The 24,108-nt window shown below is 56.3% G+C and carries 24 protein-coding genes and 1 tRNA gene; 3 read left to right on the top strand and 22 right to left on the bottom strand.

Translation table 11 applies throughout. The annotated features are described in order from the left end of the window. Positions 1-2: 2 nt before the first annotated feature. The 20 genes from dut to ACZCED_RS08120 form a co-directional block, all read right to left on the bottom strand. Positions 3-461 (bottom strand): dUTP diphosphatase, encoded by a 459-nt coding sequence (dut, locus tag ACZCED_RS08215; RefSeq protein ID WP_462971708.1) that lies wholly within the window; start codon positions 459-461, stop codon positions 3-5. Positions 462-536: 75 nt separating this feature from the next. Then, positions 537-1,748 (bottom strand): M16 family metallopeptidase, encoded by a 1,212-nt coding sequence (locus ACZCED_RS08210; protein WP_464860596.1) that lies wholly within the window; start codon positions 1,746-1,748, stop codon positions 537-539. Positions 1,749-1,782: 34 nt separating this feature from the next. Next, positions 1,783-3,882 carry a polyribonucleotide nucleotidyltransferase gene (gene pnp, locus ACZCED_RS08205; RefSeq protein WP_464860595.1) on the bottom strand — a complete coding sequence of 700 codons (2,100 nt, stop codon included), beginning with the start codon at positions 3,880-3,882 and terminating at the stop codon, positions 1,783-1,785. Between the two features lie 206 nt (positions 3,883-4,088). After that, entirely contained in the window at positions 4,089-4,358 is a 270-nt protein-coding gene (gene rpsO, locus ACZCED_RS08200; RefSeq protein WP_319259507.1) for a 30S ribosomal protein S15, read from the bottom strand. A 132-nt stretch (positions 4,359-4,490) separates the two neighbouring features. Continuing rightward, positions 4,491-5,402: a tRNA pseudouridine(55) synthase TruB gene (gene truB / locus ACZCED_RS08195; protein ID WP_464860594.1), complete on the bottom strand. Its 912-nt coding sequence runs from the start codon at positions 5,400-5,402 to the stop codon at positions 4,491-4,493. Next, on the bottom strand, positions 5,387-6,379 hold the full coding sequence (locus ACZCED_RS08190; RefSeq protein WP_462971704.1) for a DHH family phosphoesterase: 993 nt from the start codon (positions 6,377-6,379) through the stop codon (positions 5,387-5,389). Before ACZCED_RS08190 ends, truB begins: the two co-directional genes overlap by 16 nt. Then, positions 6,345-6,731, bottom strand: coding sequence for a 30S ribosome-binding factor RbfA (rbfA, locus tag ACZCED_RS08185; protein ID WP_462971703.1), 387 nt, complete (start codon positions 6,729-6,731; stop codon positions 6,345-6,347). Before rbfA ends, ACZCED_RS08190 begins: the two co-directional genes overlap by 35 nt. A 65-nt stretch (positions 6,732-6,796) precedes the next feature. Next, complete coding sequence (locus tag ACZCED_RS08180) at positions 6,797-7,084, bottom strand: DUF503 domain-containing protein (RefSeq protein WP_464860593.1); 288 nt, start codon at positions 7,082-7,084, stop codon at positions 6,797-6,799. 9 nt (positions 7,085-7,093) lie between these two features. Next, positions 7,094-9,871: a translation initiation factor IF-2 gene (infB, locus tag ACZCED_RS08175; protein ID WP_464860592.1), complete on the bottom strand. Its 2,778-nt coding sequence runs from the start codon at positions 9,869-9,871 to the stop codon at positions 7,094-7,096. Between the two features lie 65 nt (positions 9,872-9,936). Beyond that, positions 9,937-11,337 carry a transcription termination factor NusA gene (gene nusA, locus ACZCED_RS08170; RefSeq protein ID WP_462971700.1) on the bottom strand — a complete coding sequence of 467 codons (1,401 nt, stop codon included), beginning with the start codon at positions 11,335-11,337 and terminating at the stop codon, positions 9,937-9,939. Further along, positions 11,337-11,885 (bottom strand): ribosome maturation factor RimP, encoded by a 549-nt coding sequence (locus ACZCED_RS08165; RefSeq protein WP_462971699.1) that lies wholly within the window; start codon positions 11,883-11,885, stop codon positions 11,337-11,339. The genes nusA and ACZCED_RS08165 overlap by 1 nt, the downstream gene beginning before the upstream one ends. Before the next feature lie 160 nt (positions 11,886-12,045). After that, positions 12,046-12,121 (bottom strand) — tRNA-Gly (locus tag ACZCED_RS08160). Positions 12,122-12,250: 129 nt separating this feature from the next. Next, a complete protein-coding gene (locus ACZCED_RS08155; protein ID WP_462971698.1) occupies positions 12,251-12,619 on the bottom strand; it encodes a MerR family transcriptional regulator in 369 nt (122 codons plus the stop codon). Positions 12,620-12,665: 46 nt separating this feature from the next. Then, on the bottom strand, positions 12,666-15,080 hold the full coding sequence (gene pheT, locus ACZCED_RS08150) for a phenylalanine--tRNA ligase subunit beta (RefSeq protein ID WP_464860591.1): 2,415 nt from the start codon (positions 15,078-15,080) through the stop codon (positions 12,666-12,668). Between the two features lie 18 nt (positions 15,081-15,098). Then, positions 15,099-16,106, bottom strand: a complete 1,008-nt coding sequence (pheS, locus tag ACZCED_RS08145) for a phenylalanine--tRNA ligase subunit alpha (protein ID WP_462971696.1) — start codon at positions 16,104-16,106, stop codon at positions 15,099-15,101. A gap of 152 nt (positions 16,107-16,258) precedes the next feature. After that, positions 16,259-16,609, bottom strand: a complete 351-nt coding sequence (rplT, locus tag ACZCED_RS08140) for a 50S ribosomal protein L20 (RefSeq protein WP_462971695.1) — start codon at positions 16,607-16,609, stop codon at positions 16,259-16,261. Between the two features lie 106 nt (positions 16,610-16,715). Beyond that, entirely contained in the window at positions 16,716-16,913 is a 198-nt protein-coding gene (rpmI, locus tag ACZCED_RS08135; protein WP_462971694.1) for a 50S ribosomal protein L35, read from the bottom strand. Between the two features lie 177 nt (positions 16,914-17,090). Beyond that, positions 17,091-17,633 carry a translation initiation factor IF-3 gene (gene infC / locus ACZCED_RS08130; RefSeq protein WP_462971693.1) on the bottom strand — a complete coding sequence of 181 codons (543 nt, stop codon included), beginning with the start codon at positions 17,631-17,633 and terminating at the stop codon, positions 17,091-17,093. Between the two features lie 207 nt (positions 17,634-17,840). Beyond that, entirely contained in the window at positions 17,841-18,386 is a 546-nt protein-coding gene (locus ACZCED_RS08125; protein WP_464860590.1) for a nucleoside deaminase, read from the bottom strand. Next, positions 18,371-18,925, bottom strand: a complete 555-nt coding sequence (locus ACZCED_RS08120) for a type I restriction enzyme HsdR N-terminal domain-containing protein (protein WP_462971691.1) — start codon at positions 18,923-18,925, stop codon at positions 18,371-18,373. Before ACZCED_RS08120 ends, ACZCED_RS08125 begins: the two co-directional genes overlap by 16 nt. A 106-nt stretch (positions 18,926-19,031) precedes the next feature. On the opposite strand from ACZCED_RS08120, the gene ACZCED_RS08115 reads away from it, so the two are divergent. The 3 genes from ACZCED_RS08115 (at position 19,032) to ACZCED_RS08105 (ending at position 21,503) form a co-directional block, all read left to right on the top strand. Beyond that, entirely contained in the window at positions 19,032-20,087 is a 1,056-nt protein-coding gene (locus ACZCED_RS08115) for a deoxyguanosinetriphosphate triphosphohydrolase (protein ID WP_462971690.1), read from the top strand. Positions 20,088-20,158: 71 nt separating this feature from the next. After that, positions 20,159-20,737: a hypothetical protein gene (locus ACZCED_RS08110; RefSeq protein WP_464860589.1), complete on the top strand. Its 579-nt coding sequence runs from the start codon at positions 20,159-20,161 to the stop codon at positions 20,735-20,737. Next, positions 20,724-21,503 (top strand): YkgJ family cysteine cluster protein, encoded by a 780-nt coding sequence (locus ACZCED_RS08105; protein WP_464860588.1) that lies wholly within the window; start codon positions 20,724-20,726, stop codon positions 21,501-21,503. The genes ACZCED_RS08110 and ACZCED_RS08105 overlap by 14 nt, the downstream gene beginning before the upstream one ends. A gap of 200 nt (positions 21,504-21,703) precedes the next feature. On the opposite strand, the gene ACZCED_RS08100 is transcribed toward ACZCED_RS08105, so the two are convergent. Then, the gene (locus ACZCED_RS08100; protein ID WP_464860587.1) at positions 21,704-23,371 is read right to left on the bottom strand and encodes a Na/Pi cotransporter family protein; all 1,668 of its coding nucleotides are present in this window, start codon (positions 23,369-23,371) and stop codon (positions 21,704-21,706) included. A 281-nt stretch (positions 23,372-23,652) separates the two neighbouring features. Continuing rightward, positions 23,653-24,099 (bottom strand): YcgN family cysteine cluster protein, encoded by a 447-nt coding sequence (locus ACZCED_RS08095; protein ID WP_462971685.1) that lies wholly within the window; start codon positions 24,097-24,099, stop codon positions 23,653-23,655. Positions 24,100-24,108: the final 9 nt, after the last annotated feature.

The following is a 24,108-nucleotide window of genomic DNA, read 5'->3' as shown; positions in this document are numbered from 1 at the left end:
GGTCATCGGCCGGTATGCCCAAATCCGCCGACACTGCGGTCGGTATCGTTGAGCTTTTCGACGATGTTGATCCGGACGTGGCAGACCTGCTGGATCACCATCTGGGCGATGCGATCTCCCCGTTTGAGCGTCACCGGCTCCGGACCCAGGTTGATCAAGGCGATTTTGACTTCTCCCCGATAGTCGGCGTCTATGGTTCCCGGTGCATTGATAATGCTGATGCCGTGTTTGACCGCCAATCCGCTGCGGGGACGGATCTGGGCTTCGAAGCCATCAGGCAGGGCCATCGCGAAACCGGTGGGCACCAGGCTGATACGACCCGGGTCCAGCACCAGGTCCTCGTTCAGGGCGGCACAGACGTCCATGCCGGAGCTCTGGGCGGTCATGTAGCGGGGTAGAGGGATGTCCTTATTTTTATCCGGGTCCAGCCGGAGTAACTCGATCGATGGCGAAGGGTGCATAGAAGGCCGCTCGCAGGTAGTTGTTCGGGTTCGGGTGGAAACGGGATGCCGATGTCTGTCCAGCGGGCCTGTGCGCTATAGGCTCAGTTTTCCGGAAAGGTCGGTCCGGTCGACACCGGGTCCCAGCATGGTCAAGGCGGAATTCCCGCTGCTCCAGAGGTCTTCGGCCAGGCAAAGCAGGTCAGCGGCCGTAACCGCATCAATGCTGTCAATCACCGACTGGATGGGAATGGTCCGGCCGAAGTAATATTCATTTTGAGCCAGGCGGACCATCTGGTTGTCAGGACTTTCAGCGGCCATGAGAAGATTGCCTTTGGTGAACGCCTTGGCATCCGCCAACGCACTGTCCGATACCGGCTCCCGTTTAAGCCGGCGCATTTGGTCCATGATCAAATCGATGCAGGTATGAACATCCGTGGGGGCCACTGCCGTATACACACCGAACATGCCGGAATCGGCAAAAGCGGTTAAAAAGGAATAAATGGAATAGGCAAGCCCGCGCTGCTCGCGGATGATCTGAAAAAGCCGGGAGCTCATGTTGCCGCCGAAAATCGTATTGATCAGGGAGGCGGCAAAACGGCGGGGGTCGGCCACCGACACCCCGTTCATACCCAGGCAGATGTGCGACTGTTCAAGATCCCGGTGCTTCAGTTTGATACCACACCCGGTGGCCGGCACACGCCGGGGCGCAAACCCGTTGCCGGCGGCGATGGTGGAAAAAACGGGTTCCACCTTCTCCACAAAACGATCGTGAGCCACGTTGCCGGCGACGGCGATAACAATCCGGTCGGGCTGGTAGAGCCGCTTGAAAAAGCCCTTGATGGCCTGGCTGTCGAAGGCCTGGATGTTTTCCCGGGAGCCCAGGATGGAACGTCCCAGCGGATGGCCGCCCCAGAAAGCGGGTCCCATCATCGTGTGGACCCATTCCTCGGGGCTGTCCTCCACCATGCCAATTTCCTGGGCGATCACCGGCCGTTCCCGGGCGACTTCCCTTTCGTCAAAAATCGAATTGAGGAAGATGTCCGAGAGGATGTCGACCATGGTTTCCAGATGGGTGTCCAGCACCCGCGCATGGTAGCAGGTATGCTCCATGGAGGTAAACGCGTTCGTCTGGCCGCCGATGGCGTCGAATTCCTTGGCGATCTGAAACGCGCTGCGCCGAACCGTACCCTTGAAAATCATGTGTTCGATGAAATGGGACAGTCCGCTCTCGGCATCGGATTCATCACGGGCCCCCACGTGAACCCAGACCCCCATGGAGACTGAGCGTACGTAGGGCATGGTCATGGAAACGATCCGGACCCCGTTATCAAGGGTAGTTTTATTGACCGTCGGCTCCACGCTCATCTTCCAAAACGGCCTTGTGGCTGAGCCGGATCTTGCCGTCCTTCGATATTTCAAGGACTTTGACTTTGAGGGTATCCCCCTCTTTGACCACGTCGGTCACCTTTCCGACCCGGTGGTTGGCCAGCTGGCTGATGTGCACCAGGCCGTCGGTGCCGGGAACGATCTGAACGAAAGCACCAAAATCGGTGGTCTTGACCACCTTTCCCTCGTAAGTGGCGCCCACTTCGGGCTCCATGGTCAACGTCTCGACTTGCAGCCGCGCTGCCTCACCGTCCTCGGCCGATGTGGCGGCGATCTTCACCAGGCCGCTGTCGTCGATCTCGATTTTGGTGTTGGTTTCGCTCTGGATTGCCCGGATCACCTTTCCACCGGGGCCGATGATGTCGCGAATCTTGTCCGGGTTTATCTTGATGGCTATTATTTTCGGCGCAAAGGGAGAGATCTCTGCACGGGGGACGGCCAACGCTTCGAGCATCTTGTCCAGAATGTGCAGCCGGCCCGCTTTTGCCTGATCCAGGGCCTTTTGCATGATTTCCCGGGAAAGCTCGTGGATTTTAATGTCCATCTGAAGGGCCGTGATACCCTCGGCGGTACCGGTCACCTTGAAATCCATATCACCGGTGTGATCTTCGTCGCCCAGGATGTCGGAAAGAATCACCACCTGGTCACCCTCTTTCACCAGTCCCATGGCGATGCCTGACACCGGCGCCTTGATCGGCACGCCACCGTCCATCAGCGCCAGGATCCCGGAACAGACGGTTCCCATGGATGATGAGCCGTTGGACTCCAGCACCTCGGAAACGATGCGGATCGTGTAATCGAAGTCCTCCTTGTCCGGAAGCACCCGTTCGATGGCACGGGTGGAAAGGCCGCCATGGCCGATATCGCGCCGGCTGGGGGATCCCACACGCTTGACCTCGCCTACCGAGTAGGGGGGGAAGTTATAGTGGAGCATAAAGGGCCGGTTTTCCTCACCGCTGAGAGTCTCCACCCGTTGTTCGTCACCGCCTGCGCCAAGGGTCAGGATGCCGAGCACCTGGGTTTCGCCGCGGGTAAACAGAGCGCTGCCGTGGGGTCTGGGCAGCACACCCACCTCGCAGGTGATGGGTCGGACCTCGTCGAACCGCCGGTTATCGATACGGCGGCCCTCTTTGAGAATCATGTCCCGGCAGATCTGCTTCTGAAGATCGCCAAGAATGGCGCTGATCTCATTGCGCCGATCCGCCATCTCATCACCCAATGAGTCGACGATTTGGGACTTGACCGTTCGCACGGTCTCGTACCGCTTCATCTTCTCAGGGATAGTCAGCGCCTCGCGCAGCGGTGCAGTGGCCTTTTCTCGCAACATCTCAACCAGTGCCGGATCTTTTTCCGGCGGGATAAATGCCCGTTTGGGTCTGCCAATTTCCGCTTTGAGCTGTTCCTGGATGTCGATGAGGGGTTGAATGGCCTGGTGGCCGAAGAAAATGGCCTCCAGCATATCCGCTTCTCCCACCACATCACCGCCGCCTTCCACCATGACCACACCCGTACGTGAACCGGCGATAATGATGTTGATGTCACTCTCCACCATCTGTGAAAGGGTCGGATTGGCCACAAATTGACCGTCGATACGTCCCACGCGCACACTGGCAATGGGTCCGGCAAAGGGAATATCCGAGATCTCCAGTGCCGCCGATGCACCCACCATGGCCAGCATGTCCGCATCGTTCTCCTGGTCCATGGAGAGCACCGTGGCAATCACCTGGGTCTCGAAACGATACTCCTTGGGAAACAGCGGTCGAATGGGTCGATCGATCAGCCGGGCGGTGAGGGTTTCCTTCTCGCTGGGTCGTCCGATCTCCCTCCTAAAGTAATTGCCTGGAATCCGGCCGGCCGCATAGATCTTTTCTTGGTATTCCACGGACAGGGGCAAAAAATCGACATCTCTCTCGTTATTGGCGGATACCGCCGTTACCAGAACCACCGTATCACCATATTGAACCACAACGGATCCGGATGCCTGCTTGGCAACCTTGCCTGCCTGAATGCTCAGGGGCTTGCCCCCTACATCCGCTTTGAATGTACATTCCATTAGAATTCTTTCTCCCGATAGTATTCCGGCAGCGGATCCAATACCGACCGCTACCTGTAAAATTGCCGTTGGTCAAATCTGTAACCCGGAAACAGCGCTACAGGATACACGTATACCACCCGGCAACGGCAAGACTTTCGGTTGCCGCACCCGTGAAACCGCCAACAGAGGTTCCGGCAACGTTCCGTTGCCGTGGTCGATTCAACTTAGCGCCGCAACCCAAGCGTTTCGATGATAGAACGGTAGCGCTGGACATCATTGCCCTTGACGTAGTTAAGCAGTCGACGACGCTTGCCTACCAGCATCAGCAATCCCCGACGGGAGTGGTGATCCTTTTTGTGCACTTTCAGATGTTCAGTCAGATAGGAAATCCGATGGGTGAGCAGACCGATCTGGACCTCCGGAGAACCCGTGTCGGAGTCGTGCTGTTTGTATTTTTCAATGAGTTCTTTTTTGGTTTCCGCTGTGTACGCCAATGTTTCTTCCTCCTTAAAGTGGTTACCGACTTACGTTTTGCTTTTCATCTGGGTTGAAACCGAACGGCCGCATGATGACCGGCGGCATGTAAAATCAATTCAAATCACTCGATAACACTTGGGTTATCACCTTTACGCCGAAAAAACACAACAATAATTATAGCTGCCCGCTGCCGGCGATTCGGCCAGGACGGCGATCAGCCGGCCGTTCCGGTCAACCACCTTGAACTCGCCCCGGCTTGTCATCCGAGGCGGAACCGGAAGGTCTGCTTCCGTCAGTTTCGTGCCGTTGCGGATCCTTTTGGCCAGCCCGTCATCGACCACCGCTACGGGCATGAACGGCAGCGCCTCGTTCATGGGAATCACCGTTTCGCCCAACGCGCCTTGTTCCCTGTATTGCGCAAGCTTCTCGAGGCTGAAGGCGGCGTCGATGGAAAACCCGCAGCTGGCTGTCCGGCGAAGGGCCTTGAGATGCCCGCCGCAGCCCAGTTTCCGGCCAATGTCGGCGCTCAGCGTGCGCACATAGGTGCCGGATGAACAGGACACCGAGAATCGAACCGTCGGCAGATTGACCGCGCGTATCTCCAGATGGTTAATCCGTACCGGCCGGGCGGGCTTCTCCACGGGCGATCCCCGGCGGGCCAGTTTATAAAGCGGTGTCCCCTGATGCTTCAGGGCCGAATAGACCGGGGGAACCTGAGTGATCGTTCCCACGAACCGCGCCGCCGTTTCATGGATCTCTTCCACGGACACACCATCCAACGGATGCCGTTCAATCACGGTTCCCGTCGCATCCTGCGTGTCCGTTACGGTACCCATGACCAGTTCCGCCTCGTACGTCTTGTCTCCCTTGAGGAAAAACTGGGAAAGCCGGGTGGCCTGGTTGAGGCAACAAATCAGAACACCGGTGGCAAAGGGGTCCAGCGTCCCCGTATGGCCAACTTTTTTAGCCTCGAAGAGTCCTTTAACCTGGGCGACAACCCCGGCCGATGTAATGCCCTCGGGTTTGTCGACCACCACAATTCCGTTCAGTTCAGATGGCATGTCCCGCTTAAACCCTCGGACAGGCCGTATATCGTCCGCTTTAGTTCCGCCAAACTGGACTCTACGGAGAATCCGGCTGCGCCGGCATGACCGCCTCCTCCGAAATTCGTGGCAATACGGGAAACATCCACACTGCCATCCGACCGCAGACTCACATGAAATCGCTTCCGGTCCTTCGACACACCATTGCCGTTTTCCAGCTCATGGATAAGGGCGGCGACCTTGACATCCTGAATCCGCCTGGCATAGTTGATCAGGCCATCCGCATCTTCCGGCTGGGTGCCGGTATCCGACAGCATCTCCCGGGTAACCGTCATGATGGAGAGGCTCCCGTTGTTGGATATTTCGATGGAATCCAGAGCCAGGTTGAGCAATTTGATCCGTCCCAGGGAATAGGTACCATATACATGCTGGGCCACAGTTGACGGCCTGACCCCGATAGCCACCATAGCCTCGCAAATGGCAAAAGCGGCCCGGTTGGTGTTGGAAAACCGGAAGGAACCCGTATCCGTCAGAATGCCGGTGTAGATGGCTGTAGCCATGGCCAGGTTCATTTCAATGCCCATGGATCGAATCAACCGATAGACGATTTCCGAAGTGGCGCAGGCATCCACATCCACCAGATGATATTGCCCGAAGCGGGTATTGGTGGCGTGATGGTCGATGTTGACAATGGCCGGTATGGCAGCGATGGCAGCGACGGCCGAACCAACGCGGTCCAGTCCTCCGCAGTCCAGCAACACGGCCGTATCGAATCGTTCCTGATCCGGCAGCTGTTTCTGGATACAGTCCACCGAGGGCAGAAACCGATACACGGCGGGTATGGCACTCTCGTTGTAGAGCGTCACGTCGCACCCCAGCCGTTCAAGGGCAATGCCCATGGCCAGCAGGGAGCCGATGGCATCGCCGTCCGGATTGGCGTGGGATGCCAGTAAAATGCGGCTACTGGTCGTCAGTTGTCGGATTATTTTTTTCATCATTGATCTTTATGGATTTCAGTACCCGGTTGATATGGGCCCCATAGTCAAACGACGCATCGTAAAAGAACCTCAGTTCCGGCATGTACCGAAGGCCGAGCTCTCTGGCCAGTTCCCGCTTGATAAAGCCTTTGGCACTTTCGAACCCGGCCAAAAGGGCCTGTTCGCCACTCGCGCCACCATGGGCGGCAACGTATATTTTGGCAATCCGCAGGTCACGGCTCAAGGTTACTCCGGTAATGGTGGCCTGGGCCAGCCGCGGATCGCTGACGCCCCTTCGAATGAGATTGGCCAGCACCTTCTGCACCTGCCCGCCGACTCTTTCCGCTCGATTAAAAGATCTGGTTACCACGCTTGTCTCACATTCGATCCGGTCACCGAATCATTGCAGCCGGTCGCTCGCCGGGAGGCCGCCGTTTAAAAGGAGATGATTTCCATCTGGTTGTCAATCATTTCCGCCAGCCCGAGGGTTTCGGCAAAATTAAACACTTTATCCAGTTTTGCATTGATTATGCGGCGGTCACTGCCTACCAGGCTGACACCGATCACCGCCCGCTGATAGGTGTCATTGTCCGCCACCTCGGCAACCGACGCGTTAAAATGGTTCCGGATACGGGCAACGATCGCCTTGACGACCTTGCGCTTTTCTTTCAAGGAACGGCACGGATAGATCCTGAATACAATGTGTCCCACACCGACGACCATTGCGGCTCATCACTCCACTTCCGGTCGAATCTCTTCCAGGTAATAGCTTTCGATCACGTCACCGACCTTGATGTCATTGAAGTTTTCAATACTGATGCCGCATTCATAGCCGGATTGGACTTCCTTCACATCGTCCTTGAACCGGCGCAGGCTGTTGTTTTTACCTTCGTAGGTGATGATGCCGTCCCGGACCAACCGCATGAGCTGCCCCCGTTGGATCTTACCGTCGGTTACATAACAACCGGCAATGGTGCCGATCTTGGGCACATGGAAGGTCTGGCGAACCTCGGCACGGCCGAGCACTCGCTCTTCGAAGGTGGACTCCATCATGCCCACAATGGCATCCTTGACCTCCTTGATGACATTGTAGATGACGTTGTGAAAACGCATATCCACGTTTTCTTCGGCGGCCAGTTCCTGCACTTTCGCATTGGGCCGGACGTTGAAGCCGATGATGATGGCGTTGGAGACGGCGGCCAGGGATATGTCCGACTCGGTGATGGTACCGGTGGCCGCGTGAACCACGTTGATGCTCACCTCTTCGTTGGACAGCTTGACCAAGGAATCCCTCAACGCTTCGATGGAGCCGTCCACGTCCGCCTTGATGATCAGGTTAAGGTCCTTGACCTCACCCTTCTGCATCTTTTCGAACAACCCCTCCAGGCTCAGCCGATTGGTTTTGGCCAGCTCCTTGGAGCGCTGTTTCTGGGTGCGGTGCTGGCTGACCTGGCGCGCATCCTTCTCATCTGCCAACGCCACCAATTCATCGCCGGCCATGGGCACACCGGAAAGGCCTACAATCTCGACCGGCATGGACGGACCGGCAGATTCCACTGTGCGGCCTAAATCGTCCTGGAGCACACGAATTTTTCCGTAATGCATGCCACAGACAATCGAATCGCCGGCACGCAGGGTGCCCTCCTGCACCAGGACGGTTGCCACAGGCCCGCGCCCCGAATCCAGTTTGGCCTCGACCACGTGGCCGCTGGCCAGCTTGTCAGGATTGGCCTTGAGTTCCAGTATTTCCGCCTGAAGCAAAATCATCTCAAGCAGCTCGTCGATCCCGGTGTTCTTTTTGGCAGACACCATCACAAAAATGGCATCACCGCCCCAGGCTTCCGACATCAGGCCGTGCTCGCTGAGTTCACGCTGAACCCGATCCGGGTCGGCATCCGGCTTGTCCATCTTATTGACCGCCACGATAATCGGCACCCCCGAGGCCTTGGAGTGATTGATCGCCTCTACGGTTTGGGGCATGACCCCGTCGTCGGCGGCAACCACCAGCACGACGATGTCGGTCACCTTCGCGCCGCGCGACCGCATGGCCGAAAAGGCTTCATGGCCCGGTGTGTCCAGAAACGCGATAACACCCTTTTCGGTCTCTACATGATAAGCACCGATATGCTGGGTAATACCACCCGCTTCGCCTTCGGTCACCCGGGTTTTACGAATCACGTCAAGCAGCGATGTCTTACCGTGGTCCACGTGGCCCATAATGGTCACCACAGGGGGTCTGGAGACCAGTTTTTCGGGGTCATCTGCGTCGGCCTTCTTCAGGATCAGGTCTTCTTCGAAAGACGCCCTTTCCACCTCATAATCGAACTCACCGGCCACCAGCACCGCCGTATCATAATCGATGGTCTGGTTCACGGTGGCCATGACGCCCATCCCCATGAGCTTGACGATCATTTCGTTGGCCTTGATACCCATTCTTTTCGCCAATTCAGACAACACGATGGTCTCATCAACCTTTACCCGCCGTTTGATCGCTTTGGCAGTGGTAATCTGGGTTTTCTGGCCGGCCGGCATGGCTCTCAGCTTACTGCCTTTTCGGCCTTTCCGCCCACGCATTTTACCGCTGTAGAGTGCGGCACCCTCGACGATCTCCCTTTTACGAAAACCGCCTTTCTTTTTGGTAAACCGAATGCCATCGGAATCGTCGTCTTTTTTCCGCCAGCCCTTCTTTTTCTTCTCTTTGGCGGTAACCGGTGCATCGGTGGCTTCCGGTTTCTGCAAAGACGGTCGGGATGGTGGCTCCGCCGGTGCGATGCGCGCTGCCTCAGCGGATGCAATTTGGGCTTTGGTCGGCAGCTTGATAATTTTTGCCGCTGCTTCTTTCTTGACCTTCTTGCCTTTTGCCACGGGCGCTTTGGCAGGCTCGCCAGCAGACGGAGGCACGGCAACAGGCTCTCCGGAGGCCGGATCACCATCGGTCGCGCCGGCAGGGGGGGCTGCCATTTCATCGACCGGTGCTTTATCGTCGGCAATCGGAGCATCCGCTTCCGGCGATACAGGGGCTGCCGGTTCGGCCGCGTCGCCAGCAGGGGCAACATCCACCGGTTCAGGTTCCGATGCTGCCAGTGGTGCTTCGGGTGTTGCTGTTTTGGGTTTGGCAATAATTTTGGCGGATTGGTCTGGCTTACGCTTTTTCACCGCGGTCTTTTTTACCGGCGGTGTTTTCGCTTCAACCGCTGCCTGAGTTTTTTCTTCCGCCTCCACCGGCGGAGCTTCCGGTTCGGTCGCCGGAGCGGAATCGACCTCGGAAACAACCGGTTCCTGAGGCGTGACAACCTTGCGCCGCCGGATTACGGTGGGCCGTACTCGCTTTTCCTCAAGGTGATCGTCCTTTTCGCCGTAAATCGCTGATTTGACCTTTGCCACCACATCTTCGTCCAGAGAACTCATATGGCTGTTGACGTCGATATCAAGGTCCCGGATCTTGTCCAAGAGTTCCCTGTTCGTCATGTTAAGATCTCTGGCAAATTCATATACTCTGATTTTTGCCATCCATTTCCCCCCAAATCTGGTTATAGACAGTTGTCGCCCTGTTGCCTCTTCCGCACCCTGGTCCGCTACTGCTCATCTTCCAAGGCTTCGGTATCCGAAACTGCCTTTTCATTCGATTCATCCGCTGGCATGTCGGCCGGCAGCGCGTCGTCTTCTGCATCGGTCCGTGCCGCTTCCTCAGCGGCCCGGGCTTCCTCCTCCAGGCGCCGGGATTCGGCGGCCTTGGCAGCCTCAATGACATACTGCCGTGCATTTTCTATGAGCGCAACGGCCTTTTCCTGCCCGATACCCCGGATTTCGATCAGCTCTTCAATTACGGATTCGGCCAGTTCTTCTGCTGAATAAATACCCTTTTCGAAAAAAGAATCCGCCAGGCTGCTGCCGACGCCGGGAACATTGACCAGTGATTCGTAGCCGATCTTCATCATTTCATCGTATTTGGACTCTGAGTTGACGTCCAGATGCCAGCCGGTCAGCTTGGAAGCCAGGCGTACGTTCTGGCCTCGCTTGCCGATGGCAACGGACAGGAATTCGTCGGGAACGATGACCTCCATGGCATTATTTTCTTCATCAATGATCACCCGGGAAATTTCTGCAGGTGCCAGGGCGTTGCAAACATATTTGGCCGCATCCACATGCCAGGTGATAATGTCAATCTTCTCACCCCGAAGTTCCTGCACCACATTTTGCACCCGGCTGCCCTTCATGCCCACGCAGGCCCCCACCGGGTCGATATCTGAATCATGGGAAGAAACGGCAAATTTGGCACGAACGCCCGGCTCCCGGGCAGCCCCTTTGACTTCCACAATTCCTTCGCTGATCTCGGGCACTTCGGTTTTAAACAGGTTGATCAGCAGGTCGGGATGCGTGCGCGAAAGCACGATCTGAGGCCCCCGCGTATCATAGAGTACATCGAAGATCAGGGCCCGGATCCGGTCTCCCCGCCGGTAGTTTTCCCTGGGAATCTGTTCCCGGGTGGGCAGGATGGCTTCGGTATTGCCCAGGTTGACGATGATATTGCCACGGTCCACCCGTTGGACGATGCCGTTGATGACTTCACCTTTGCGGTCAATATAGCTGGAGTAAACCGCATCCCTCTCTGCATCCTTCATCTTCTGGATAATGACCTGCTTGGCGGATTGCGCAGCAATCCGGCCGAAGCTCGAGGTGTCCATTTTTGTGCCGAGACTGTCGCCTGCCTCACAGTCGGGGTCGAGCTTGCGCCCTTCGGCCAGGCTGATCTGCAGGTCCGGCTCAGTCACCTCTGTGACGACCTCTTTAAACTGGAAGACCTCGATCTCACCCGTGTCGGGACTGTACTGCGCCTCAATGTCGACCTTGCTGCCGAATTTTTTTCTGGCAGCAGAACGCAACGCCTCTTCCAGGGCGCGGATTAGAATTTCCACATCGATGCCCTTGTCCCGGCTTACCTGTTCCACCACACGTTTGATATCTGCTATAAACATCAGCGTTCTCCATTATAATTGATCAGCCGCGCCCGTGTAATATCCTTATAATCCAGACTAACCGTCTCTTTATCCAACTGCAACTGGACCATATCGTCAATCACCCCGGCCAGCACGCCACTAAAATTTCGACGACCGTTCACGGCAGTGGCCAGTCGGATTTTTACCCGATGTCCCAGAAAGCGCATAAAATCATCAAGCTTTCCCACCGGCCGGTCGGGGCCCGGCGATGAGACCTCCAGCCGATATGGCGGTGCATCCTGCGTGTGCACATCCAGAATGTCTTCTAGCTGGCGGCTGATGTCAACGCAGTCGTCGAGTGTGACGCCCCCGGGCTTGTCCAAGTAGAGACGCAAGGTCAATCCACCCGGCTCTCGCTGGTACTCCACATGGACCAGTTCCATCCCCTCGGCAACACACAGGGGATCGGCCAGACGGGCAACCGAATCGACGAACGCCCGCTGTCGCTTCAGGATCTCCGGATCCGGCTGACGGATCGGCGCCGAGGCACCGCTTTTTTGTTTTCGCTTTCCGGCTCGCTTGGCCATCGTCCCACCGAACTAAAAAACAAAAACGGGCAAACCGCCCGTTTCCATGTTCAAACCGATAATGGATACCGTCACTTACCAGTCCATAAAACCACGTCAGGCGGAGAAACCGCCATTATTCCAGCAACCAAAGCCGAAACAGACGAAAACGGACTTGGAATGGAGCGGGCAACGAGATTCGAACTCGCGACACCAAGCTTGGGAAGCTTGTACTCTACCAACTGAGCTATGCCCGCTCACCAAGGAATACTAATTAAGGCAAAACAGATGTCATGTCAACAGCTTTCTATCCAACCGCGATACACCGTTGCGGCAGAATGGGCTGCATGGGGGGGTAGTCGGCAAACCCGATCGGCAGATGGCAACTATCGCCGGTGGCCATCAATCAAATCCCGGATTCGAATCAGTTCTTCCCTGATCTCGGCGATGTCCGGCACCGCGATATGCGTATCCGGTCCCGGTGCCGTCTCAGGTTTCTTCTTCAGATGCTGCCGGGCACCCTCAATGGTAAACTTTCTGCGATAGAGCAGGTGCTTGATCCTTAACACCAGGATCACATCCTGCCTGCGGTAGAGGCGCTGTCCCGCATCGGTGCGCTTGGGTTTGATCTGCTTGAATTCTGTTTCCCAGAAACGCAGCACATAGGGCGCCACACCGGCTATATCGCTGACTTCACCGATCTTGAAATAAAACTTGTCGGGTATGTCGGCCGCGCCGTAAGCCTCTTCTTTCATCGGAGTCATCCATGTCGGCGAAGCCCTGCCGGCGGCTTCAGGTGGATCAGGCCGGCAATGCCGCACCAAATTCGGTAATCAGGCGATGGGTGAGATGATGATGAATCGTATTGACGGTTTCATCCTCCAGGGTTCGTTCGGCGGATCGATAGACGACCCGGAAGGATACGCTCTTTTTCCCCGCGGGTATGGGATCTCCGGCAAACACATCGAACAGGTAGAGGTCTTCCACCAGCTCTTCGCCGAATTGGACCACCGCATCCAGCAGGCGCCCGGACTCGATCGCCTGATCGACGATAACGGTGATATCACGGGACGTGGAGGGGAACCGGGGGATAGGTTTCATCTGCTTGGAATCGGATGCCAGCCCACCCATTATCTCCAGGTCCAGTTCGAAAATAAACGCCTGCTGCTTGAGGTTGTAAGTGTCCGCCACCCCAGCGTCCACCTCCCCCACAAGTCCCAGCACCCGCCCGTCATGAAGGACCTGCGCCGTTCGACCCGCACGCGTGTAACGGCACTGCCCGTCGGGCATTTCGGAAAACGACAGGGCGGTAATCCCCAGGGCGAGTGCCAGACCTTGCACGGTTCCCTTGATATCAAAAAAATCACAGGCTACTTCCCGGGTGTGCCATGCGGCTTTTTCCCGACGACCGGTCCATAGGCCGACGAGCATCTCCTTTTCCAAAGGAAGCGGCGCATCCGATTGGGGCAGAAAAACTTTTCCGACTTCAAACAGCCGCAGACTGGTCTGCTGCCGGGCAATGTTTCGCTGACCCGCTTCCAGTATGCCTGGAACCAGTGTGGTCCGCATCACCGCCTGCTCTTCGGAGATGGGATTGAGCAGCGCTACATGATGACGACGGGGATCATTTGCATCCAATTGAATCCGGTCGCAGGAGTCGGCACTGATGAAGCTGTAGTTGACGGCCTCAAAAAAACCGAATCCACTGAGAATGTCCCTGACCTGGTTACGACGGACCATCAACGGGGAAGGGGTCGTGCCCTGAGCCGGCAGCATGGGGAAGGTGGTGGGAATCTCGTTGTAGCCGGATAGACGGGCCACCTCTTCCATGAGATCGTGGGGGCGGGTGACATCCACGCGAAAAGACGGCACCTGCACCCGAAGGACCCCGTCACCGTCGGATTGGACCTCGAATTCGATACTTTCCAATAAGGTGGCCATGCGATCACGCTCCAGATCGGTGCCTAAAAGGACATTGGTTGCCGGTACATCAAGGGAGAGCACCAGGGGGCCAGAGGTTCTGAAATCCTCATCGATAACCCCATCGACCAAACGCCCTTTTCCCAACTCGGCCATCAGTCCGGCAGCGCGGTTCAGGGCGAACAGGGTGCCGTCCGGGTCCACGCCCCGCTCAAACCGGTGGGATGCATCGGTATTGAGCCCCAGGGCCTTGGATGTCCTGCGAATGCTGATCGGATCAAAGCAGGCACTTTCGATGAGCACCCGGGTGGTGGTTGCTTCGATTTCAGAGTTCAACCCACCCATGACACCTCCGACGGCCACCGGCTTTTCACCGTCGCAGATCATGAGCACCTGGTCGGAAAGACGTCGCGCCTTTTGATCCAGCGTGGTAAACAGTTCTTGATCCGCAGCCGTTCGTACCACGATCCGATGGCCGGACAGGTGGTCAAAATCAAAAGCGTGCAGGGGTTGCCCGGTCTCAAGCATTACGAAATTGGTCACATCGACCAGATTGTTGATCGGCCGCACACCCACCGAACGCAACCGGTCCTGAAGCCAGTAAGGCGATGGCGCGACGGTGACCTGCTCAAGCAGCCTGGCGGCGTATCGGGGACAATGATCCGGTGCTTCAATGGTCACCGAGGTCAAGGCGCGGATATCTCCTTGGGCATCGGGTAGGCTGAACACCGGCGGATTCATGCTGACCCCCTGGATAGCGGCAATCTCACGGGCCACCCCCATCATGCTCAGGCAATCAGGCCGGTTGGGCGTCAAACCGATCTCAAGGATGCAGTCGAAAAGATTCAGCGCCGCTTTCAAGGAATTTCCGGGTGGAAGGTCTCCATCCAACAACATAAGACCGGAACCGTCCAGCCCCAGGCCCAATTCCACCTCGCTGCACAGCATGCCTTCGGAAGTTTCTCCCCTGATGACGGTCTTTGCCAACAAGGTGCCGTCGGGCAGTTGTGTACCCACACGGGCCAGGGGGGCACGCACCCCGGCAGCTACATTGGGTGCCCCGCAAACAACCGTCACAAGACCGGTGCCATCATCCACTCGGCATAATTTCAGCCGATCGGCGTTGGGGTGAGGGGCAACGTCTACCACCTGCCCGACAACCACCGTTTCCAGATGGGCGAAGCGATCTTCAACAGCCTCCACTTCCAGTCCTGCCATGGTCAGTGCATCGGCAAGATCCGGGATCGCCATATCGATGGACACATATTCTTTCAGCCAGTTTAAGCTTACTTTCATGGGATCTGGAGCACTCCGTTAAAATTGACTCAAGAATCGGTAGTCGTTGTCGAAATAGCGCCGAATATCATCGATGCCATATTTAAGCATGGCAATCCGCTCCACCCCCATGCCGAAAGCAAATCCGGTATATTGACTGGTATCATAGCCGATATTTTCAAACACCGCCGGATGGACCATTCCGGAGCCCAGGATTTCCAGCCATCCGGTTTGGGAACAGACACGGCATCCTTTTCCCCTGCAAATTACGCATCGGATATCCACTTCAGCGCTGGGTTCGGTGAATGGAAAGAAGCTGGGCCGAAACCGCAATGTGGTCTGGTCGTCGAACATCTGGTGAATGAACGCGGTCAGTGTCCCCTTGAGGTCGGCAAAGGAGACATGGTGATCCACCAGCAGCCCCTCAACCTGGTGAAACATGGGAGTATGCGTCAGGTCGGAATCACACCGGTACACTTTGCCCGGGGCGATGATGCGCACCGGCGGCGACTGCTTTTCCATCACCCGTGGCTGGGTGGGTGAGGTGTGGGTTCGAAGGACGACATTGTCTGACACGTAAAAAGTATCCTGCATGTCCCGGGCTGGATGATTTTTGGGAATATTGAGCGCCTCAAAGTTGTAATAGTCCGTCTCCACCTCGGGGCCTTCAACCACATCGAAGCCCATCTGTGAAAAAATGCTGCAAATGCGGTTGGTAATTTGGGTAATGGGGTGAAGCGATCCTTTTTCCGGCACGCGACCCGGCAGGGATACATCGATGCGGTCCGTTGGCGTTTTGGACACACTCGCCAGACGGGTCAATGTGTTCTTGAATTGACTTTCCAGCGTGCGCTTGATTTCATTGGCCCGTTTTCCCGCCCGGGGTCGTTCCTCGGCGGGAAGGTGGGAAATGTTTCTCAAATAGTGGGTAATGTATCCCTTCCGACCCAGGTACTGGGTGGAGAGATCGTTTACCGTATCAACATCGGTAGCTGATGCCAGCGCTTCCATGGCGTCCGCATATATCCGTTCTAAGGTATTTTCCACGATTGTCGCTCTGCGTTTAAAATGGATTGTCGCCTCCCCTCGGTCCCGCCGGAGCGGGACGAGGAGTGCGGTCACTTAAGCGGTTCAATTAAGGGGGGGGCAGCGGGAGGATAACGATTCGTGCGGCATCTGCCGCGACAGATCAACCCGGCTTAACCCTGCTGTGACGCCAGCGCGGCAATCTGGGCAAATCCAGAGGGATCGGATATTGCAAGTTCGGCGAGCACCTTCCGATCCAGGTTCACATCGGCCTTCTTCAGGCCGCTGATGAACCGGCTGTAGGAAAGGTCGTTCATACGCGCCGCTGCGTTGATGCGGGCTATCCACAGCCGGCGGAATTGACGCTTTCGCTGTTTGCGATCCCGATAGGCATAGTTGAGGGCCTTATCCACCGTATCTGCCGCGGTCCGAAACAGTTTACTGTGTCCACCGCGAAACCCTTTGGCCAGTTTTAGGACTTTCTGGCGGCGTCTTCTCGCCTTGAAGCCTCTTTTAATTCGCATGATTTCATCTCCTTGCTAACAGGCCACCGCGCCACCTGCACCTGGGTTGTTCGTCAGATGCCACCAACCGGTAAAACCTGCTTTATAGTTTCTCATTTAACGTCGGTCAACCGTTTGGCAAAAGGAGCCGAACTTCTCGCATGTCGCTCTTTTTGATCAGTTGCATCTTCTTCAGGGAGCGCTTTCGTTTCCTTGATTTGGTTGTCAGGATGTGACTGTGATGAGACTTCGAAAACGTGTACCGGCCGGACCCGGTTTTCTTGAACCGTTTGGCGGCCGCCCGGTTGGTTTTAATTTTCGGCATGGTTTCTCTCCTCGAACAGAAAATTGATCGTCATTCTGAATTTTTAAATCGGACGAAAATCACATTTCAAAAACCGATGGCGTGAACAAGATACAAGCGTTCACGCCAACTGTTGAAATGATCTGCTTCTTTTCGTGCGGGCCATGGCCTGACCCCGAATGCCGGTACCACCACCCGTCATTGGCCGGGTGACACCGCCTGGGATCTGGGAGCAAGCACCATCATCATCGTCCGCCCTTCGAACTTGGGATATTGCTCCACGACGGCGATCTCTTCAAGTTCAGTGGCAATATGCTGCAACAGCGCCCTTCCACGATCTGAGAGCGTGATTTCCCGGCCTCGAAACATCACCGTGACCTTGACCTTGTCCTTACGGTCAAGAAATTTACGGATGTGCCCCATTTTCGTCCCAAGATCATGCTCACCGGTTTTGGGCCGCACCTTGATCTCTTTGAGCTGAAAAGTGGTCTGCTTCTTTTTGGCCTCTTGTTGTTTTTTCGTCTGCTCATACTTGAACCGCCCGTAGTCCATAATCTTGCATACCGGCGGTTTTGCATTGGGCGAAATTTCAACAAGGTCCAGACCATAATCATTGGCTTTGGCCAACGCCTGATGAATCGGAAGTACGCCGACCTGGTTTCCTTCCGGGTCAATCAAGCGGACTTCCCTCACCCGGATACCCTGGTTGATCCGCGTGGTATCGGGCGGCCTCCTGTCCATCTGTCTGTTTCTGGGGCCAGCTATACTTCCACCTCCTGAAGCCTTGAACGTTCGGTTTTCTTTAGCCTGCCAACCATTGGCAGACCAATGTATTCACTTCGACTCGAACCACCGGACAGTGGTCCGGTACTCGATACTAAACTTTAGTCCAATATATGACGCCGCCGGCAAATGCAAGCAAAAAATGGGCGACTGCACGAAAACCGTTCACGCAGAAAGCGGTTGTTCCAATGTGTAGCGACTCAACAGGCTGTCCGCCCAGTAGGGGTTGGCCGAATCGGCAAAAAACTGTTTGAACAGCAACAGGCTGTCTGCTCTCAATACACCGGCGATCACCGTCAATTGAGCGTTTCGGTACAGGGGTGACAGACCGGACCGGTCACATGCGGTCCCGCCCCCCATCACATCTTCATAGGCATATACGATCCTGCCGATGCCACTGAGCAGAATGGCGGAAAAACACATCAGGCAAGGCTCCATCGTGCAGTATATGGTCAGTGTCGAAGGGTCGATGTCCTGCATATGGTCGGAAAGACGCCGCAGGGCATTGATTTCAGCGTGGTCGATCTCGTTAACCGATCCAGTTGCCGTGCCCGTTCGCTGTCCACGGGCAACCTCGATCTCACCGTCTGCAATCACACAGCCCACCGGGAACTCACCGTCCACCAGCGCCGCTTGGGCCAGGTCGAGCGCCGCTGACATGAACACGGTATCGGATACCGTAACCGTCTCGGCGTTCATACGATCCTGCATGCAGTATCGTCACAGGGACAGCCGCCGTCAATTTCGAATGCGTAAACGATCCTTGCCTCCATTTCCGCTCGCTCTGGTGAAATGGGCGAAAACTTAGCTCGCTTCAGTTGCTGAACCAGGCGTTGCCGGTCGGGAATCTGATCGAACCCCGAGCCAGTCAATTTGCCGGTTTCGCCGTCGAGAATGTCCGCCGACTCACCATTTGTCACCACCACTACCGGGATCTGGTAAGGCGCCACCAGGCGCGAAATGGCCAGCGCCGGCCGATAACGGGTCACCAAGGAACCTGGTCCGTATTTAATCACCATTGCCGTGCGATCGTCAACCGTTACCGCAAAATCCAGCATCAACCGCCCCTTCCGGTCGCCGGCGACAACAATCATGCGATTGCGGGGATGGATATCCGCTTTTGCATACCCCCTGTCTACCACCAGGAAGCGGGAAATTTTCTGGCGATAGCGCTCGTCGTGGGTATCTGCCAGGATTTCACCGGAGATGAAGTCGCCAAGTTCCCCCAGTATCAGATGATGACCAGCCATATCGCACCTTTCCGCAGCCAAGATACCACTTTACAAAGCTTTTTGTCTGTGAATAGATAACCATTTAAAAATAATACATCTATGAAAAAATCACAACCAGAGCGCCATGAACATCCGCGAGCAATTTGAAAAACGCGAGAATAACTTCATGTCTCCATTCGGCTGCCAGAGCGCACACAGCCGTGGCCGGCAACGGCCGGAGGATGCCTGCCCCATCCGCACCGCGTTCCAGGTCGACCGTGACCGCATCGTCTACGCCAACGCATTCAGGCGGCTGAAGCATAAAACCCAGGTGTTCCTCAACCCGCTGGGGGATGAATATCGCACGCGCCTGACCCATACCCTGGAGGTGGCTCAGATTGCCCGGACCATCGCCCGGGCGATGTTTCTCAATGAAGACCTGGCCGAAGCCATTGCCTTGGGGCACGATTTGGGACACACCCCATTCGGGCACGGCGGAGAAGCGGTGCTCCAGGAGATCCACTCCCCGGACTTCTCGCATCACAAGCAGAGTCTTCGGGTAGTGGATGTAATCGAGAACGACGGCAACGGGTTGAACCTGACCCACGAAGTTCGCGACGGCATCGTCAAGCACTCCAAAGGCTATGGAAAAATCCTGCCCGATGACATCAACGAACTGGCCTGTACCATCGAGGGCCGCATCGTTCGGATTTCAGACATCATGGCCTACCTGAATCACGATCTGGACGATGCCATCCGCAGTGGTGTCATCCGGGAAAACCAGGTGCCGGCCGTCTGCACGCGGGTCATTGGCCGGACCCACCAAGAGCGGGCCACCACCATGATCCGGGACCTGATCTTCTCCAGCCGGGCGGTTGGCGGTGAATTGAGGCTTGACATGAGCGAGGAGGTTTTCGGCGCCATGACCACATTGCGGGCCTTTCTCTATGAAAACGTCTACCGCTCCGTCCAGGTTCACAGGGAATTTGTCAAAGCAAAAAAAATCCTTTCCGAACTTTACGGCTACCTGATGGACAACGAACTGGTGTTAAGAAAAGAACTCACCCGGATGGGTATCGCCGGCTGCATGAGCAACGGCTCACCCCGGGAGCAGGTCGTCTGCGACTTTATCGCCAGCATTACGGATCGCCATGCCCTCGGCCTTTACGAAAGAATCTTTTTCCCCTCGCCCACTGTTTGAGGCCACACCGGACCGCCATGAACCTGCCCCCCGAAACATTGTTGACTATCAGGCGCGGCTGTCTCCCTCTGATGAAACGGCTGGGGACCCTTTTTGGCGAGATGGATCGGGCCTATGCAGCCGTTGCCGGGCAATATGGGTTCCAGTGCAATGGCTGTGCGGACAACTGCTGCATGACCCGATTCTACCACCACACCCTGTTGGAGTATCTGTATCTGTTGGAAGGCCTGCAAACCCTTGAATCCGACGTTCGACACACGATCTGTGATAAGGCGCTGACAGTCACCGCCGGGATGAAAGCAGCCGACCGCCATGGCAAGGCTCTGCGCATCATGTGCCCGCTGAACCGGAACGACAGGTGCACCCTATATCCTTACCGCCCCATGATCTGCCGGCTTCACGGCATCCCGCACGAACTGCAGCGAACCGGCGGCAACGCAATCAAGAATCCGGGTTGCGATGCCTTCCTCCATCAGTGCCGCCAACGTGGCCAAACGAACTATATCCGATTCGACCGTACTCCTTTTTACCGGCAGATGGCCTCGCTCGAGCAGGAATTGCGCAGACAAACGGGATATCCCGACAAAATCAAGCTCACCATCGCCCAGATGCTGGTGTCGATCATGGATAACGCCTATGAAATCGATTGAACCGGAAGAGATGCACCGATTGCCGGGAATACCCCTGAAGAAAACCGATACGTTTAATTTCCGGTGCCACAAGGACCTGTCCTGCTTCAACCAGTGCTGCCGAAACCTGAATCTGTTTCTTTACCCCTTTGATGTTCTCCGTCTGAAAAAAAGCTTAGCGGTGGATTCCGACCGGTTTTTAGAGTCCCATGTGGATGTGGTACTGCGAAAAGGCAACTATTTCCCGGACGTTCTGCTGCGGATGGCCGCCAATGAATCGCGGGCCTGCCCTTTTGTGAGCGACGAGGGCTGCACGGTTTACCCCGACCGGCCCGACACCTGCCGGACTTTTCCCGTGGAACACGGAATGCTGCTTAACGACCGGACCGGTGCATCGGAAATCATCAGCTTTTTTCGGCCGCCGGACTTCTGCCAGGGCAAGCATGAAGACCGGGCCTTGACCGTCGCCCAATGGGCGCAGGATCAGGAGGCTGACACGTACAACCAGATGACCGCCCGATGGGCCGCAATCAGAACGCTGTTTCAAAAAGACCCATGGGGGCCCGAAGGCCTCAACGGCGCCAGAGCGAAAATGGCCTTCATGGCCGCCTACAACATCGACCGGTTCCGCGATTTCGTGTTTCAGAGCAGTTTTTTAAAACGGTATCGGATCAAGCGGACGCTGGCAGCAAAAATCCGGGCCAGCGACCGGCAGCTGCTGCTTTTCGGATTCGAATGGATTCGCTATTTCGTCTGGGGCATCCCCTCCAGGAACATCCGCGCCTGAAGGATCAGACCTTTTCCTCTCAACGGCCAGCTTTGAACGTTGGTCATTTTGACGAACCTGTGAAATGTCGAATTTCAGACGGATTCGCAAGAAGCCCGAGATCAAGACTTGCGATTCCTTGAGGAATACGGCGCACTTGTTGTATGCCGCAGTGACGAGGGATCAAGCGTAAGGCAGATATCGAGATTCTTACGAATCCGTCATTTTTTACCCGCCACCGCCTCGGCGATATTGAAGCAATAGTCGCCGATCTTCTCCAGGTTGGTGAGCAGACTGACGTAGACCAGTCCTTGGTCTATGCCGCATTCACAGGAGCGAAGGCGCTGGATGTGGTCGTCACGATATTTTTCGCGCATGGCATCGATGGCGTTTTCGAGGCTGTCGGCCTGGTTCATGAAATTGGCTGGACGCTGTCGCATGGCGGAGGCGATCAGGTCCATGAACTCGGCCACCTTGTCCACCAGCTTGTCCATGTCCGCCATGGCCTGTTCGGTGAATGTCAGGTTGCTCTCGATCATATCCTCGATGGCCTGGGCGATATTCTCCACCGAGTCACCGATGCGTTCGATATTATTGGTCATGCGCATGAGACTGGAGAGTTCCTTGGCCTCGGATTCACTCACGCCGCTCTGGTAGATCCGGGTGAGGTAAGCCACGATTTCACGCTGCATGTCGTCCAGGTGGTTTTCGACCTGGCGCCACTTGGCCAGCTTCTTATAGTCCCGGTCCTTGAGTCGCTTTACCGTTTTTCGAAACGTGTATTTGGCCGTCTCAGCCATACGCAGAATCTCGCTGCGCGTTTCCACGATGGCGGCGATGGGGGTATCGATGAGCCGGTCGCCGAAATTGGGCAGCCGGTAGTAGTCGATGTCTTCTTCTTCCTTGGGTGAAAGCCATATGGCGACCTTGATCAGCCATGGCAGCACCAGGAGAAAAAAGGAAGCGTTGATCACGTTGAACATGGTATGGCCATTGGCGATGTACCGCCCCACATTCACCACGTCGTCGCCCACCACCTGGTCCACCGGACCGGCCCCGAGTCCCAGGGTCACCGTCTCCACCAGATTGACGAACAGGGGGAAGACACAAAGCATGAGGGTGACCCCGATGACATTGAACATGGTATGCGCCCGTGCGGCCCGGTGGGCGTTGATGTTGTTGGAGCCGATGGTGGCCAACTCCGCCGTAATGGTCGTACCGATGTTTTCCCCCAGCACCAGGGCCATGGCACCGGGGAAGGTAAGCAATCCCTGGCTGGCCAGGGTCATGGTCAGGCCGATGGTGGCCGATGAGGACTGCACCATGATGGTCAGTCCAGCGCCCACGACCACGCACAGCAACAGTCCACCCACCGAACTGGGATCGAACTTGGTAAAAAATGCCAGGAAGGCAGGATCACTTTTAATCGGCGCCAGTCCATGCTTCATGACGGTCATGCCATAGAAAAGCAGGCCGAAACCCAGGATCACTTCACCGATGTAACGCGTTTTTTTCTTCTGGGTAAAGTATTTGAGCACCACGCCGGTCGCAATCGCGGGCAGTGCCAGGGCACTCAGTTTGAAAGCGATGAGCTGAGCTGTGACCGTCGTGCCCACATTGGCGCCGAGAATCATGCCCACCGCCTGCTGTAGCGTCATTAGGCCAGCCGTGACGAACCCGATGAGCATCACGGTGGTCGCCGATGAGGATTGAACCAGGGCCGTGACAAATGTGCCGGTGAGGCACCCCACCACCCGGTTGGAGGATACCGCGCTCAAGATGGTCTTGATGCGTTTCCCGGCAGACATCTGAAGCCCCTCGGTCATCAATTTCATGCCGAGGATAAACATGCCAAGACCCCCAAGGGTCGTAATGAAAACACCTTTCATCGACTGCTCCATCCCTGTACCGGCCGGTAACGCCGGCGACTGCTCAATTTATTCCAAGCTCCTGAAAGCAAACAGGTATTACGTTTTTTTTCAAGAAGTTAATGGGGAACACGTTAGAAGTTGGCCTGTATTTACCACACGCCAGACAGATGTCAAGCCCCTATCCCGAATGGGGAATGCCGGTCCTTTCAGGGCAGACGGTTGTCGTCAGGATCGAAACTTTCTGTCGGAAAGTTTAGGGGATACGCAGGCGATCGCGGTCAGCCGATTCGGCAATCACTTCAAATTCGATAGCCGATGGCGTAGAAATCCATGTCCTCCGGATGAACGTACACCTCTGAGATGGCCTTGCCCCGCACCGATATACCAGCCCGGTGAACCGATTCCGGATCACCGGATACCAGCGGATGCCAGGCATCCAGGTCCTTGCCTTCGGACAGCCGCCGGTAAGCACAGGTTCTGGGCAGCCAGCGCAGGCGGGGAATCTGTTCCGCAGTCAGCACCAGGCAGTCGGGCACCAGCGAAGTCCGGTTGCCGTAGTCGACACAACCGCAGGCCTGTACGTCCAGCAGGTAACAGGAAACCCAGGTGTACGTCACCTTTCCCGTCTTGCCATCCTGGAATTTCTGCAGGCAGCACCGCCCGCAGCCGTCGCAAAGGGATTCCCATTGCTCACGGCTCATCTGCGCCAGCGTCATCGTTTTCCAGAAAGGTTGCTCGATAGCCATGGGGACAGG

It is taken from the genome of Desulfosarcina sp. (assembly GCF_055467485.1).
Note: the sequence above shows the minus strand (reverse complement) of the source record. Positions and strands in the feature narration are given on the sequence as shown.

Bases quoted from the DNA above. Each gene is read 5' to 3' on its own strand.
- dut (WP_462971708.1), bottom strand. From the start codon at position 461: ATGCACCCTTCGCCATCGATCGAGTTACTCCGGCTGGACCCGGATAAA.
- ACZCED_RS08210 (WP_464860596.1), bottom strand. From the start codon at position 1,748: ATGACCATGCCCTACGTACGCTCAGTCTCCATGGGGGTCTGGGTTCAC.
- pnp (WP_464860595.1), bottom strand. From the start codon at position 3,882: ATGGAATGTACATTCAAAGCGGATGTAGGGGGCAAGCCCCTGAGCATT.
- truB (WP_464860594.1), bottom strand. From the start codon at position 5,402: ATGCCATCTGAACTGAACGGAATTGTGGTGGTCGACAAACCCGAGGGC.
- ACZCED_RS08190 (WP_462971704.1), bottom strand. From the start codon at position 6,379: ATGAAAAAAATAATCCGACAACTGACGACCAGTAGCCGCATTTTACTG.
- ACZCED_RS08180 (WP_464860593.1), bottom strand. From the start codon at position 7,084: ATGGTCGTCGGTGTGGGACACATTGTATTCAGGATCTATCCGTGCCGT.
- infB (WP_464860592.1), bottom strand. From the start codon at position 9,871: ATGGCAAAAATCAGAGTATATGAATTTGCCAGAGATCTTAACATGACG.
- nusA (WP_462971700.1), bottom strand. From the start codon at position 11,337: ATGTTTATAGCAGATATCAAACGTGTGGTGGAACAGGTAAGCCGGGAC.
- ACZCED_RS08165 (WP_462971699.1), bottom strand. From the start codon at position 11,885: ATGGCCAAGCGAGCCGGAAAGCGAAAACAAAAAAGCGGTGCCTCGGCG.
- ACZCED_RS08155 (WP_462971698.1), bottom strand. From the start codon at position 12,619: ATGAAAGAAGAGGCTTACGGCGCGGCCGACATACCCGACAAGTTTTAT.
- pheT (WP_464860591.1), bottom strand. From the start codon at position 15,080: ATGAAAGTAAGCTTAAACTGGCTGAAAGAATATGTGTCCATCGATATG.
- rplT (WP_462971695.1), bottom strand. From the start codon at position 16,609: ATGCGAATTAAAAGAGGCTTCAAGGCGAGAAGACGCCGCCAGAAAGTC.
- rpmI (WP_462971694.1), bottom strand. From the start codon at position 16,913: ATGCCGAAAATTAAAACCAACCGGGCGGCCGCCAAACGGTTCAAGAAA.
- infC (WP_462971693.1), bottom strand. From the start codon at position 17,633: ATGGACAGGAGGCCGCCCGATACCACGCGGATCAACCAGGGTATCCGG.
- ACZCED_RS08125 (WP_464860590.1), bottom strand. From the start codon at position 18,386: ATGCAGGATCGTATGAACGCCGAGACGGTTACGGTATCCGATACCGTG.
- ACZCED_RS08120 (WP_462971691.1), bottom strand. From the start codon at position 18,925: ATGGCTGGTCATCATCTGATACTGGGGGAACTTGGCGACTTCATCTCC.
- ACZCED_RS08115 (WP_462971690.1), top strand. From the start codon at position 19,032: ATGAACATCCGCGAGCAATTTGAAAAACGCGAGAATAACTTCATGTCT.
- ACZCED_RS08110 (WP_464860589.1), top strand. From the start codon at position 20,159: ATGAAACGGCTGGGGACCCTTTTTGGCGAGATGGATCGGGCCTATGCA.
- ACZCED_RS08105 (WP_464860588.1), top strand. From the start codon at position 20,724: ATGAAATCGATTGAACCGGAAGAGATGCACCGATTGCCGGGAATACCC.
- ACZCED_RS08100 (WP_464860587.1), bottom strand. From the start codon at position 23,371: ATGAAAGGTGTTTTCATTACGACCCTTGGGGGTCTTGGCATGTTTATC.
- ACZCED_RS08095 (WP_462971685.1), bottom strand. From the start codon at position 24,099: ATGGCTATCGAGCAACCTTTCTGGAAAACGATGACGCTGGCGCAGATG.